At 46.2% G+C, this 13,327-nt stretch carries 12 protein-coding genes; 10 read left to right on the forward strand and 2 right to left on the reverse strand.

The window, feature by feature from the left end; translation table 11 throughout:
• The first annotated feature begins 16 nt into the window (after nucleotides 1–16).
• The 6 genes from DXA36_RS03280 (at nucleotide 17) to DXA36_RS03305 (ending at nucleotide 8,627) form a co-directional block, all read left to right on the forward strand.
• Nucleotides 17–730 (forward strand): response regulator transcription factor, encoded by a 714-nt coding sequence (locus tag DXA36_RS03280; protein WP_118676440.1) that lies wholly within the window; start codon nucleotides 17–19, stop codon nucleotides 728–730.
• Nucleotides 705–3,566, forward strand: a complete 2,862-nt coding sequence (locus DXA36_RS03285; RefSeq protein ID WP_147366533.1) for a HAMP domain-containing sensor histidine kinase — start codon at nucleotides 705–707, stop codon at nucleotides 3,564–3,566. Before DXA36_RS03280 ends, DXA36_RS03285 begins: the two co-directional genes overlap by 26 nt.
• Nucleotide 3,567: 1 nt before the next feature.
• The gene (locus DXA36_RS03290) at nucleotides 3,568–4,245 is read left to right on the forward strand and encodes a response regulator transcription factor (RefSeq protein WP_118676193.1); all 678 of its coding nucleotides are present in this window, start codon (nucleotides 3,568–3,570) and stop codon (nucleotides 4,243–4,245) included.
• Nucleotides 4,215–5,369, forward strand: coding sequence for a sensor histidine kinase (locus tag DXA36_RS03295; protein WP_118676195.1), 1,155 nt, complete (start codon nucleotides 4,215–4,217; stop codon nucleotides 5,367–5,369). Before DXA36_RS03290 ends, DXA36_RS03295 begins: the two co-directional genes overlap by 31 nt.
• A 109-nt stretch (nucleotides 5,370–5,478) precedes the next feature.
• The gene (locus DXA36_RS03300; protein ID WP_118676196.1) at nucleotides 5,479–6,159 is read left to right on the forward strand and encodes an ABC transporter ATP-binding protein; all 681 of its coding nucleotides are present in this window, start codon (nucleotides 5,479–5,481) and stop codon (nucleotides 6,157–6,159) included.
• A complete protein-coding gene (locus DXA36_RS03305) occupies nucleotides 6,156–8,627 on the forward strand; it encodes an ABC transporter permease (RefSeq protein WP_118676198.1) in 2,472 nt (823 codons plus the stop codon). The genes DXA36_RS03300 and DXA36_RS03305 overlap by 4 nt, the downstream gene beginning before the upstream one ends.
• A gap of 58 nt (nucleotides 8,628–8,685) precedes the next feature.
• On the opposite strand, the gene DXA36_RS03310 is transcribed toward DXA36_RS03305, so the two are convergent.
• Complete coding sequence (locus tag DXA36_RS03310; protein ID WP_118676200.1) at nucleotides 8,686–9,738, reverse strand: tyrosine-type recombinase/integrase; 1,053 nt, start codon at nucleotides 9,736–9,738, stop codon at nucleotides 8,686–8,688.
• 34 nt (nucleotides 9,739–9,772) lie between these two features.
• Nucleotides 9,773–10,510, reverse strand: coding sequence for a tRNA lysidine(34) synthetase (locus DXA36_RS03315; protein ID WP_118676202.1), 738 nt, complete (start codon nucleotides 10,508–10,510; stop codon nucleotides 9,773–9,775).
• A 159-nt stretch (nucleotides 10,511–10,669) separates the two neighbouring features.
• Between DXA36_RS03315 and DXA36_RS03320 the strand changes: the two genes are divergently transcribed.
• The 4 genes from DXA36_RS03320 to DXA36_RS03335 are packed head-to-tail and all read left to right on the forward strand — an operon-like array spanning nucleotide 10,670 to nucleotide 13,068.
• A complete protein-coding gene (locus DXA36_RS03320) occupies nucleotides 10,670–11,959 on the forward strand; it encodes an AI-2E family transporter (protein ID WP_118676204.1) in 1,290 nt (429 codons plus the stop codon).
• Between the two features lie 29 nt (nucleotides 11,960–11,988).
• The gene (gene dtd, locus DXA36_RS03325; RefSeq protein WP_118676206.1) at nucleotides 11,989–12,438 is read left to right on the forward strand and encodes a D-aminoacyl-tRNA deacylase; all 450 of its coding nucleotides are present in this window, start codon (nucleotides 11,989–11,991) and stop codon (nucleotides 12,436–12,438) included.
• A 41-nt stretch (nucleotides 12,439–12,479) separates the two neighbouring features.
• A complete protein-coding gene (locus tag DXA36_RS03330) occupies nucleotides 12,480–12,878 on the forward strand; it encodes an AAA family ATPase (RefSeq protein ID WP_330424968.1) in 399 nt (132 codons plus the stop codon).
• Nucleotides 12,879–12,906: 28 nt separating this feature from the next.
• Nucleotides 12,907–13,068: a PD-(D/E)XK nuclease domain-containing protein gene (locus tag DXA36_RS03335; protein ID WP_243114555.1), complete on the forward strand. Its 162-nt coding sequence runs from the start codon at nucleotides 12,907–12,909 to the stop codon at nucleotides 13,066–13,068.
• Nucleotides 13,069–13,327: the final 259 nt, after the last annotated feature.

A 13,327-nucleotide genomic window follows, 5' to 3' on the forward strand; every position in this document is an offset into this window, starting at 1 on the left:
GGGAGGAAGTTATAAAGTGGAAGCAAACCGTATTTTAGTAGTGGAAGATGATAAGGATATCAGAGAAGGAATTGAGATATATCTGAGGAATCAGGGCTATATGGTGTTCCAGGCCGGAGACGGGGTAGAGGGCTTACAGGTTATTGCGCAGGAGGAAATCCATCTTGCCATAGTTGATATCATGATGCCCCGGATGGACGGCATTACCATGATGATGAAGGTCAGGGACAAAGGCTATGATTTTCCTGTTATTATGCTTTCTGCTAAATCAGAGGAAGTGGATAAAATCATGGGGCTTAACATGGGGGCAGATGACTATGTGACTAAACCCTTTACCACTATGGAACTGTTAGCCAGGGTTAATTCTCACCTCCGCCGGTACAGCAGATATCTGGATGCCGTTAACAAGGCTTCGGAACCGGAAAATGATACCTATCATTGTCTGGGCGGTATTGAGGTCAACGAAGAAACTGTAGAGGTTTTCGTGGATGGCAGTCCGGTTAAGCTGACTCCTATCGAATTCAAAATTCTGCTTCTTCTTATTAAAAATCCGGGACGGGTATTCAGTGCAGATGAAATTTATGAACGTATCTGGAATGAAAAAGCGATCAATACAGATACCATTATGGTCCACATACGTAAAATCAGGGAGAAAATCGAAATCGATCCGAAAAATCCTAAATATTTAAAGGTGGTGTGGGGTGTTGGATACAAAATGGAAAAGCAATAAGAAAAATTCCTTTTTACTGCCGGCGATAGCTATCAGTGCGGCCGTCAGTATTCTATTCATGTCTCTTTTCCCCCTTTTCCAGAAAAAGGCGGAAGAGAGTTATATCGATCCTCTTACGGAACAGGACTTCATCAGCGATTTGTTTGCTGTAAATCTGGTTCAGTATAAATATCTGCGGGAAAAAGCGGATCAGAAGCAGTATGAGTATTCCGAGCTTTATCTTGATACAGAGGTACGGAATACTAATGGCCAGTCAGGGGATTTTGAGGAGGAATCGGAAGATTTTTCCGATTCTTATACTGATATGGCCATACAGACCTTCCTTTCGACACAAAGAGAATCGGTTAACAGCCAATGTGCAAAGTTCGAAAGCATGCTGGCCTCTTTAGGCGAAATGATGGATTACTACGTGGAAGACTTGAACAGCGGAACCATCCTTTCCAACAGCGGTACGAGTCTGCCGGATGCCCTGGACGAAGATCAGTCCCAGGCGGATACCGATAAAAAATCGGATTATCTCTATTATCTGAACCTGCAGTATGACAGTGCCGGCAATATTTCCAATGTTAATGTGAGATGCCGGGATAATGCCAAACAGTTCCTGAGCCGGGTCCAGAATGCCGGCCATGAATTCCCTCTGAAGCTGGATGAAAATGTGCCGTCAGGATATTCTTATAATTATGAAGCAAACGGACGTGCGGCGGATTATACGGTCTATGATGAATACGATGATACGCTTGCTGCGGCATCCGTCCATCTTTCTCTTTCCGCCCCCTCCAACATGCGGGTTATTTATGGACTTACCCAGGCCCAATATGCGGAACTGATGAAACCGGATAATTATTATATATATACCAACAATTTCCAAAGCCTGCATTATGCAGGGAGAAACAGTTATTATGATGCAGGAATTGCCCCTGCGTACCTTCTGTTTCTTGTGGCGGCCTTATTTATCGGATTTTTCCTGTGCCGGAAACGGATTCTGCACGGGGAGGAGACCATAGCTAAAATAGAGCGGATTCCATTGGAATTTACGGCTGCGGCTGTCGTATTTCTGTTTGCCTCCGCTTCCCAGATAATCCAATATGTGTACGAATTCCAGAACGACCTGTTTTTGCGCAATGTGAGAGCCGGAATCGGGGCCAATGGCAAAATAGGCTTCCTCCCGCTGGATAAAACAGTAATGTTCCTTTTGTTACTGGCTGTTTTTCTGTTTGCTTTTCTGATAGGCACAAACCTTTCAGGCTTCGGAAGAGGATATTTGAAACAGCACAGCCTGATCTGTAAATACTGGACCCGTATTGTCGGCAAAATCCGGGAAGTTGTGCATGCTTTTTATATTGACCTGGTTACCTATGATATCGGAACAGATGCAAACCGGATAATTCTGAAGGTCATAGCAGTAAATTTCGGCATACTGTTGATAATCTGCTGTTTCTGGTTTGCCGGAATTTTTGGCCTGGCGCTTTATTCCGTTATTATTTATTTTATCCTGAAAAGATATGTCAAGGATATTCAGTCCAAATACAGAAAGCTGCTGAATGCCACCAGTTCTATTGCCCAGGGAAATCTGGATACGGCGTTGTCTGAGGATTTCGGTATTTTTGAAAGCTATAAATCCCAGCTGTGGCAGATCCAGGCGGATTTCAAACGCGCTGTGAATGAAGAGGTCAAGAGCCAGAGAATGAAGACAGAGCTGATCACCAATGTGTCCCATGACCTGAAAACGCCGCTGACTGCAATCATTACCTATATTGAACTGCTTCGTGATCCTTCCCTGCCGGATGAAAAAAGGAAAGAGTACCTGGATATTCTCCAGCGAAAAGCAAACCGCCTGAAGGTGCTCATCGAGGACTTATTTGAAATCAGCAAGGCCAGCAGTAAATCCGTAACGCTTCAAATCGTGGATGTGGATATCTGCAACCTGCTGCGGCAGGCTTATCTGGAACAGGATGACCGGATTTCTTCCGCCGGGCTTGATTTTAAATTCAATCTTCCGGATGAAAAGATTATCCTGCCTCTGGACAGTCAGAAAACGTACCGTATTTTTGATAATCTCTACAGCAACATTGTGAAATATGCCCTTTCGGGCACCCGGGTTTATGTTCTGTTAAAGAACGAGGCCGAATATGTAAAAATTGAACTGAAAAATATATCCGCCACCGAATTGTCTATGGCTGCGGAAGAACTCACAGAACGTTTTGTACGGGGGGATGATGCCCGAAATACGGAAGGCAGCGGCCTTGGCCTTGCCATAGCAAAAAGCTTTGCCGAACTGCAGGGCGGTTCCATGAAAATTGATATTGACGGGGATTTATTTAAAGTAACCCTTCGCTTTAAAAAGAAAAGTCAGGATATCCCGTCCTCCGCAGATAGTGCCGGTATACCGCCTGAAGCAATGGTGTTCGGAGACAATACTAAAACCATGCAGCAGCCGGCGAACGGGTTTATTCCGGGAAACAACGGCTATCCGGCCATGCCGGGCTACGGTCCGCAGGCCGGCAGTCCGCAGGGTGGATACGGCGGACCGAAATACTATGGCAGCCGTCCGGGGATGCAGGGAAACACGGGCAGAAGCTTTGGGACTCCCTATCCCAACAGCTACAACGGTTATCCGGGAAATAATACGGGCCGTCCGCCGTTTCCCTATCAGACCAATGTCCCCAACATGGAATGGCAGAATCCGGGTGCCGCCTATCCCCGGGAAAACAGGAACCCGTCTCCGGGTATGACGGCCAATCCGGGAAATACCCCGGGAACGGAGAGCGTGCAGAAGAATACCTTTCTGAAAAAACGCCCAAGAAGAGAACGGAAGAAAGATACGAAAGAGGAATAGCTTGAAAACGATATTATTGGTGGAAGATGATGAAAATCTGAACAGAGGTATTACCCTCCGGCTTCAGAGGGAAGGCTATGACGTACTGCAGGCGTTTACAATCCGGCAGGCGGGGGAGCGGTTCCGGGAAAAGGAAGTATCGCTGATTATCAGCGATATTACTCTCCCGGACGGAGACGGCATAGCTTTCTGCCGGGAAATAAGAAAAACAAGCAGTGTTTACTTTATTTTTCTTACCGCCTTAAATCAGGAAATCGATATTGTAAATGGATATGATTATGGTGCGGATGACTATATTACGAAGCCATTCAGCCTGATGATTCTGCTTTCCAAAGTAAACGCCCTTATGAGAAGGGTGGAGACAGCGGATATCAGGCGGCTGCGCTCCGGCAATATCTGTCTGGATTATCATGAAATGAAAGCCTCCAGGGATAATATCCCTGTCGTTCTCAGCAAGAAGGAGTGGCTGTTGCTGGCGTTTTTTTTGGAGAACCCCCGGCGTATCCTTACCAGAGAGCAGCTTTTAGAAGCTGTATGGGGCCAGGACGGCCAGTTTGTGGATGATAATACCGTTCCGGTCAATATCAGCCGGCTGCGGAATAAAATAGCATCTGAAGAAATACAGACAGTGAGGGGGATGGGATATATATGGACAAAAGCAGTTACAAAAGAAGCCTGAGCTATGCCGGGCTTCTTTTTATACTTGTACTTTTTTTCCTGTTGTTTGCATCGATGGGAAAAGAGCTTCAGAAAAAGGAATATATGCTGTTGGGCTATATGTCGGCATCTTTCCCGGAAATGGAAAGTGAGCTTCTGGCAGCGGTAAACGAACCGGAGCACTATGATACAGCTGCTGCCTTGGAAACCGGCAGGGCGCTGGAAGAAAAATACGGTTATGACGCAGGCAACAGGGCATCCTCACGCCTTCTGACCCGTTATTTCCTGGTTTTCTGCGGCCTGACGGCCGGGGCAGGCCTACTGCTGCTGTACACCGGTAAAAAGAACCGGGACCGTTATCAGGTTCTGGAAGAAAATTACAGACGGCTGTTGCTTTTATCCCGGGAAGAAGCAGAAAAAAATACGGTTATCCAGGAACGGCTGAAACAGGAGGAAGGAAAAACAAAAGCTATGGTGACCGATATATCGCACCAATTGAAGAATCCTCTTGCATCGCTGAAAATGAGCTATGAACTGGCCGATACCGGCTGTCTGACACCACAAGAACAGCAAAGCTTTCTACAGCAGGGGCTTGCGGAAATACTGAAAATAGAACATCTGCTGGACGGGTTCCTTCAGGTTTCCCGTCTGGAAGCGGGCATGATACATCTGGAACCGAAAATAACGGGCCTGAAGGACACTATCGTCAATGCGGTAAACAGTATCTATATGAAAGCCTTTCAAAAGCAAATATCCATAGAATTAAACGACTTTCCCGAATTTTGGGTATCCCATGATCCCCACTGGACACAGGAGGCCCTCATTAATGTGCTGGATAATGCAGTAAAATATTCCCCGCCGGAAAGCCATATAGATATACGGGTAACTCCTGCTGTCAGCTATTTGTTTATTGAGGTGGAGGATGAAGGGATTGGGATACCTACAAAAGAATATACCCGGATTTTCCAGCGATTCTACCGCAGTGACATCCCCTGCGTACGCCGGGAAGAAGGGACGGGCGTCGGGCTTTATCTGACAAGAAAAATCCTGGAGGAACAAGGCGGCAGTATCCGGGTAAAAAGAGGAAGGAAGGGAACCATATTCCAGATGGTTTTACCTATGGAATATCAGGACATAGTCTCCTGAGCAGGAAAAAGTTTTCTTACAAATCTGTTATCTTTATTGCAATGTTCCTGTAAGAATAGCGGGTTATCATTGAATTATCAAAAGATCGCAGAGGAAAGGAATACTTGATATGAAAAATCTTACTTCTATCTTAAATACCTGTGAGCTGGTCAAATATTATGGCTCCGGAGCAAATACGGTGAAAGCGGTGGATCACACTTCCCTGGAGGTGCAGAAGGGCGAATTCACGGCAATTGTAGGCCGTTCCGGCTCCGGCAAAAGCACCTTGCTCCATCTTCTTGGAGGACTGGACCGGCCCGATTCAGGAAAGGTCTTTATGGAAGGCAGGGATATCTTCGCTCTGAAGGATGAAGAGCTTGCCGTATTCCGCAGAAGAAAAATCGGATTTATTTTTCAGGACTATAATCTGGTGCCTTCCCTGAACGTCTGGGAAAATATCGTACTTCCCATAGGGCTTGACGGAAAAAAGGCGGACAGGGAATTTGTCTCCTCCGTTGTCGAACGGATCGGCATAACGGACAAAATAAAAGCACTTCCCGCCACTCTGTCGGGAGGCCAGCAGCAGCGGGTCGCCATAGCCAGGGCTCTTGCCTCCAGACCGGCTATCATTCTTGCTGACGAGCCTACAGGCAATCTGGATTCCAAAACGGAAATGGAAGTTATTTCTCTTCTGAAATCCTGTGTTGCGGATTATTGCCAGACCCTGATTATGATCACCCATGATGAAACCATCGCGCAGATGGCCGACCGTATTCTCATCATTGAAGACGGAAGGGTGGTGAAACAATGAATACCATTAATTCCACCGCCCTGGCCAATCTGAAAAAAAACAGAGGCCGGAATATGCTTACAGGCATCGCAATCCTGCTAACCACATTCCTCCTTTTCACAATTACCACTCTGGGTTTCGGCGTGATCCGTTTCCAGTTCCATGCCGCAAACCAGCTTTACCCGACTTATCATTTTATGTACCGGGGCGTAAGCGGGCAGACTGCTGCGCAACTGTCGCACCATGCGGAAATTGCCTCCCTTGGACTGCGGCAGGATACAGCCGAAATCATACTGGATAATGCCAGATGCCGACTTATTTATCTGGATGAAACAGGGTTGGAGCTGGGACGGATTGCTTTGGAAAAGGGCCGTTATCCATCCGCAACGGATGAAATTGCGATATCGGAAGGAATGCTGCATGCTCTCGGCCTTAATGCCGATCTGGGAGATTCGGTGACCCTGAGCTATCAGCCTGCGGAAGCCCACGGCTTGGGCTATGAACAGCAGAAAACTTTCGTCATATGCGGAATCCTTCCCACCCCCGACACGGAGGAGGAGTATAGTTTATATTCCGCTCTCGTTTCCCGGGATTTTATGCTGGAAACCCTCGCAGAGCCTGACCGTTTATACAGGGCCATGATCCGCCTGGAAAATCCGGAAAGCCTGACAACAGATGCCATTATAAATAAAGCGGAAACGATTGCGCAGGCTTTTTCCATTCCCAAAGGGGAGATATCGGAAAATACGCCGTATCTGATTGCCAATTATATCGATCCTTCCTTTTATGCGGCGATTGCCGGCATCCTTCTTGTGACTATCCTGGCTGGGGTTATCACCATCTACAGCATTTATTATGTTTCAACGATGTATAAGGTACAGGAATACGGTAAGCTGAAAGCGCTTGGAGCAACCCAGCGCCAGGTGCGTGCCATCGTTTTCCGGGAAGGAATTTTCACTGCCCTATTTGCCGTTCCGCCCGGACTTGTTTTAGGTACCGCCGCCTCTCTTGGCGGATTTTACATTCTCCTGAACAGCTTTGCCAGTGACGATATCCTGGGGGAAACCCTGCGCTCCATATACAAAAGCGGAGAGCTTTCCCTGTTACAGCTCTGGATTTATATTTTCGCGGCAGCCGTGGCACTGTGCACCACCGCCATAGCCCTGATGCGCCCGGTTCATATAGCTGGCCGGATTTCTCCTATGGAAGCTATGCGCTATGACGGACCCGGTAATTCGGTCAAATCCAAATCCAGAAAAGGGTATGAGAATGTACATTTGTTCCGGCTTATGAAGGCTAATCTGGCACGGAATAAAAAAAGGACAGTGATTACGCTGGCATCCCTGAGTATAACCGGAGTTCTTTTCCTTGCGGTTTCCACCATATTATCCTGTGCCGATCCGGATGAAATCGCCCATGACACAATTCTGTACGATCTGGAACTATCCATCTATTCCATCAGCGGCGATAAGATGAGGCCGGAATATGACTGGAAATCCATCCAGCAGCAAAATCCACTGGATGAGGAAATGAAGCTTCGTATCGGGAATATGGCCGGTGTTTCCGCCATTCTTGAACAGAAAAACACCAAGGTGCTGCTTCCGGATGTTTATGACGGAGACGCCCTTTGGAGCACTTCTATATCCGGAATCCCTCCGGAACTGGCCGATGTTATGGAAGCTTCAGTCATAGAAGGCAGCATTACCTATGAGGATCTGACGGACGGCAGCCGGATAATTTTAAACAAAAAATCCTTTAACTGGTCACCGGACTGGAAGGTGGGCAGCGTTATCCGCATGATTCTCCAGGATGGTGATAAAGAAATCCCCATGGAATTCCAGGTAGCGGCTATTGCGGATCCCCCCGCTTACCTGAGCCACTATGCTTCATTTATGCTGCCTTCCTCGGTACTGGAGGAAATCTGCAGCAATAACCAGACCTACTATTATTCTATAGATGCTGACAAAGAGAAGCTGGAAGCCGTAGAGGAAAATCTTTTGTCACTGACAAAAGAAAACCGGTTTCTCCGGTTGTATACTTTTGAGGAAGAGAAGGCGGAGCATGAGGAATTAACCGTTTTTACATCTGCCATATGCTATATTTTCCTGGCTGTTTTGGGTGGGATCTGTATCATGAATCTGATAAATACCATGACAAACAGCGTTTATGTACGCAGACGTGAACTAGGTATGATGCAGGCGCTGGGAATGTCGGAAAAGCAGCTGTTCCTGCTGTTCCAGATGGAAGGCCTTTTTTATACATTCGGGACATTGCTGATATCCCTGCTGCTTGGAAGCGCGGCCGGTTTCCGGTTTTTCCAGTGGGGAAAAGACAGCGGATTCTTAGGGATTATCCGCTTCCATTATCCGTTTGCACAGGCCCTGCTCTTGTTTCTCGTCATTGCCGTCACACAGTTTGGCATGACATGGCTTCTTGCCCGGAGCTTCCGGAAGCGGAGCATCATCGAAAGAATACATTATAATACCTGAAAAATAAGGATCCTTTCTTTTCACGGAAAGGATCCCCTTTTTGTGGAATTACACGGGCCTACGGTTCCCTTAATTTAACAGCCTTGGCTGCTTTGCGCTTATTCTCATCCTGCATGGCCGCATAATGTTTTCTTGTCGTGTTGACATCCTTATGCCCCAGAACATCAGCTACCAGGTAAATGTCACCGGTTTCCTGGTACAGGGTGGTGCCGTAGGTACTGCGCAGCTTATGCGGCGTGATTTTTTTCATTGTAGTTACTTTGGACGCATATTTCTTTACCAGGTTCTCCACGCTGCGCACGGTTATTCTGCGGTTCTGCATGGAAAGGAAAAAAGCATTTTCGTGGCCGGTGAGAGGGATTATCCGTTCCCGTTCCTCCAGATAGTCCTGCAGCGCCAGGGAAACCTCCTCGCCGAAATATACGATATCCTCATAGCCGCCCTTCCTGCGTACTTTCATACGCTGGTTATCAAAATCCACATCATGGATATCCAGGCCCACACATTCCGATACACGGATTCCTGTTCCCAGCAGGAGAGTAAGCAGCGCCAAATCCCTCAGACGGGTTTTATCATGATAGCGCTGTTCATTCTTGGTAAGCTTGTTCCCTTCCTCCACTTCATCCAGCAGCACTGCCACTTCATTGGGATCCATCCGGATGATTTCCTTATCATGGAGCTTGGGAAGAGGAACGAGGACAGCAGGGTTATTTTCTATTAATTCATTCCGGTAATAATAATTATAGAAGCTGCGCAGCGATGCCAGTTTCCTTTTTTTCCCCCGTTCATCATTGGTATATTCCACACCATCCTTCCTGTAATAGGAAAGGTATTCCATATACTCTTCGATATCCTCCCTGCCGATTTCATCCAGGATGGAAAGCGGGAAATCCACGATATCTTTTTTCCGGTATACGCCGTTTGTTTCATGGATAAACTCAAAAAATACCTTTAAATCATACGCATAAGCTATCCGGGTCCTGGAAGCGGTAGTGTCCTCGATCCCTCTGAAAAACTGTTTGCAGAAGGGCGGGAGGCCGGCCAGCAGTTCCCTGAGCTTCAGAATGTTTTTTTTATTCAATTCATCATGGTAATTCGTATTCTCAGCCATTTCATTTCCTCCCTTATAACCTCGTTATCCGGCTTTACCTGCGCATGGTATCCGGAGGCGGCCAGCCTGCCATATTTCCGTCCTGTATGGCGGTAAACATCCGCTCCTTTACGCCGGGATTTTCCTGATTCAGTTTTTTCAGGAGCTGCTTCACATATTCCCTCTTGGTGTAACCGTCGGCAGGACAGGGGCTTTTGACTACCGGAACCTGGTTTTTATTTACAAATCCGATGACATCCGCTTCATTCATATACATCAGCGGACGGATTACCGTCAGATCCATCCGGTCCAGATAGGTTACCGGGCTGAAGGTATGGAAGCGTCCTTCATAAATCAGGGACATGAGCATGGTTTCCACCACATCATCCTTATGATGGGCATAGGCCACCTTGTTGCAGCCTTCCTTTTTAATGGTTTCATTCAGCGCCCCTTTTCTCATTTTAGCACAAAGGGAGCAGGGATTGGACTCTTTACGCTGTTCAAATATAATATTGGCAATATCCGTTTTTACTATTGTATAAGGAATCTGCAGCTCCTGAGAGCAGATTTCTTCAATGCGGCTTAAATCCAGATTGCCGAAGCCCAGATCTACGGTTACCGCATGGATATCAAAATGCAGCGGATAAAAACGGCGGAGACCGTGGAGCGCATAGAGCAGGGTCAGGGAATCCTTGCCCCCCGAAATACCAACTGCAATTTTATCCCCTTCTTCAATCATATGATAATCATCCACCGCTTTCCGGACATAGCTTAAAACCTGTTGCAGTCTCATATGTAATCCTTTCTTCCGTTAAATTTGCTGTTAATAAATGCTGAATTATTATTATACAATTATTTTAGAATTATTTCATTAATTTTGCTTAATTTTTTAAGTGCTCTGGTATATAATGTTCTTACTGACCTACATAAAACTAAAAGGAGACCACTTTATATGAAATTCCGCTGGGACAAAAAATACCTTTATTGGGGCATCACGGCCCTCCTTGTCATAGGAGCGAGTATATGCCTCTTTTTCTTGATGTTCCGGGGCGCCAATTTCAAAGACGGGGTGACCAAAATCATAGCTATAGCAATGCCGATTATTGACGGCCTGGTTCTGGCTTATCTGCTGACTCCGGTTCTGAACGTTATAGAAAATAAGGCCCTCAAATATATTTTTAAAAAGGGACGGCAGGAGCTGTCGGACAAACAGAGAAAATATATGCGTATGTCAGCTGTAACGCTGACCCTTTTGTTTGTTTTTTTCATCATCTATGCCTTTTGTTCCATGGTCCTTCCCCAGTTGTTTAAAAGTATCCAAAGCATTGTATTCCAGTTTCCCGTATATGTGAATAACCTGACGGAGTGGCTTCAGAAGGTTCTGGCTGATAATCCGGATGTGGAAACCTATATCAATGACCTTATCAATACCTATACGCCGGAGCTCAGAAGCTGGATGAATGATACCCTGCTTCCCCAGATGAACGCCGTTCTCAAGGTAGTCTCCAATTATGCCTTTAACGTCCTTAAGGCATTGTGGAACATGATAATCGGTCTGATCATATCCGTATATATCATGGGCAGCAAGGAAAAATTCATCGGACAGGCCAAAAAGGCCATTTATGCGGCATTTGACATCAAACGGGCCAATTCCGTTATTGAAGATATCCGCTTTGTGCACCGTACCTTCGGCGGTTTTATCAGCGGAAAGCTGCTGGATTCTTTAATTATAGGAATCCTTTGCTTCGCAGGAACCAGCATTATGGGCACTCCTTATCCGGTGCTGATCAGCGTTATCATAGGTGTTACTAATATTGTTCCCTTTTTCGGACCTTATCTCGGAGCGATTCCCAGTGCCATCCTGATATTGATGATCAACCCTATACAATGTCTCTATTTCCTGCTATTTATTCTCGTTCTGCAACAGTTTGACGGCAATATACTCGGCCCAAAAATCCTGGGCGATTCCACTGGGCTTTCCAGCTTCTGGGTTATTTTTTCCATAACCCTGTTCGGCGGATTTATGGGGGTGCCGGGTATGGTAATCGGGGTGCCTACCTTCGCAGTTATTTATGCCATGTGCAGACGCCGCATCAACCGTAATCTCAAAAAGAAAGATCTGCCTACGGAAACTGACGAATACAAGGAGCTGGGCAGCATCGACGAAGTGAGCAAAGAATTCATACCAAACCATCCGGTTCCGGAGACAGGCAAAGAAGCGAAAGAAAAGAAAAATAACTGATCCATTCAGGAGAACAGGAGATTATTTTCATGAAGTTTGTGATTCAAAGGGTTACCAGGGCAGAAGTCACTGTGGCTCAGGAAACTGTAGGGGCCATTAAAAAAGGCTTTTTGGTGCTGATTGGCGTAAACAATACGGACACGGAAGCGATTGCCGACAAAATGCTTCATAAGCTTCTGAACCTGCGGATATTTGAGGATGAGAACGGTAAGACCAATTTGTCCCTGAAAGAAGTAAACGGCGGTTTACTTCTTGTTTCGCAATTTACTCTGTACGCAGACTGCAGGAAGGGCAACAGGCCCTCCTTTGTAAAAGCGGGTTCTCCGGAGCATGCCAAGCTGCTGTACGAATATCTTATGAAATCCTGCCGGAAAGAAGGCTTCCCTGTGGAAAGCGGCATATTTGGGGCACATATGAAGATAGACCTTCAAAATGACGGGCCTTTTACCATTGTGCTGGATTCAGAGGAGATCATGTAAAGGGCAGGGGATATAGTAAAGGAACGGGGGGAACTATGGTTATGAGACCATTGCCTATTGGAATTGAGGATTTCAGGAAACTACGAGAAAAAGATTATTATTATATTGATAAGACCACATTCATAAAAGAACTACTGGACAATGGGAGTGAAGTCAGCCTGTTTATGCGTCCCAGGCGTTTTGGAAAAACATTGAACCTCAGTATGATAAAATATTATTTTGAGAAAACCTTCGACCAGGATGGTAAGGAGGAGAATAACTCCTATTTGTTTGATGGCCTCAACATTATGGCATCCGGTGAAGCGTATACGAGTCATTTGGGGCAATATCCGGTAATCAGCCTATCGCTAAAGTCGGCAAAGCAGCCTGATTTTCCCAGAGCTTATGCTATGCTCAAACGTCAGATTGCTAATGATTTTGCTGTTGTCGGCACCCTATGATGGAATTGCTATAATAGTTGAGATCAAAGTGGCGGATACCTATGCTCAATTAAATAAAAAGGCGGAATCAGCGCTGGATCAGATTGAGCAAAAACAATATGATGCAGAATTGAAACTGGAAGGCTACCACGAATTTATTAAATATGGAATTTCCTTTTATAAAAAACTTTGCAAAGTTTTATGTATATAGATTGGATATCCAAAATACGGGAAAGCGGCCTGCCTGGTTTAAACATATGCTTAAACCAGGCAGGCCCATTGCTAAAAAACCCGTGCAGGGTGCGCGTAGGAAGCCCCGGGTGCGCCAGGCTGGTGCCCGCGGGAAGGGTTCACCCCCAGGAGCCGTCCTCAGCCATCTATTCGTTAAACTTGTGTTTTGCGAATAGTCCTCAATTCATGCTATGATGCTATCACACACAGTTTATCATTGTCAAGGGCAAATAATAAAC

Source organism: Eisenbergiella sp. OF01-20, assembly GCF_003478085.1.
GTDB lineage: Bacteria > Bacillota > Clostridia > Lachnospirales > Lachnospiraceae > Eisenbergiella.

Excerpts from the sequence above, each read along its gene's own strand:
- DXA36_RS03295 (WP_118676195.1), top strand. The coding sequence starts at position 4,215 with ATGGACAAAAGCAGTTACAAAAGAAGCCTGAGCTATGCCGGGCTTCTT.
- DXA36_RS03300 (WP_118676196.1), top strand. The coding sequence starts at position 5,479 with ATGAAAAATCTTACTTCTATCTTAAATACCTGTGAGCTGGTCAAATAT.
- DXA36_RS03305 (WP_118676198.1), top strand. The coding sequence starts at position 6,156 with ATGAATACCATTAATTCCACCGCCCTGGCCAATCTGAAAAAAAACAGA.
- DXA36_RS03310 (WP_118676200.1), bottom strand. The coding sequence starts at position 9,738 with ATGGCTGAGAATACGAATTACCATGATGAATTGAATAAAAAAAACATT.
- DXA36_RS03315 (WP_118676202.1), bottom strand. The coding sequence starts at position 10,510 with ATGAGACTGCAACAGGTTTTAAGCTATGTCCGGAAAGCGGTGGATGAT.
- DXA36_RS03320 (WP_118676204.1), top strand. The coding sequence starts at position 10,670 with ATGAAATTCCGCTGGGACAAAAAATACCTTTATTGGGGCATCACGGCC.
- dtd (WP_118676206.1), top strand. The coding sequence starts at position 11,989 with ATGAAGTTTGTGATTCAAAGGGTTACCAGGGCAGAAGTCACTGTGGCT.
- DXA36_RS03330 (WP_330424968.1), top strand. The coding sequence starts at position 12,480 with ATGAGACCATTGCCTATTGGAATTGAGGATTTCAGGAAACTACGAGAA.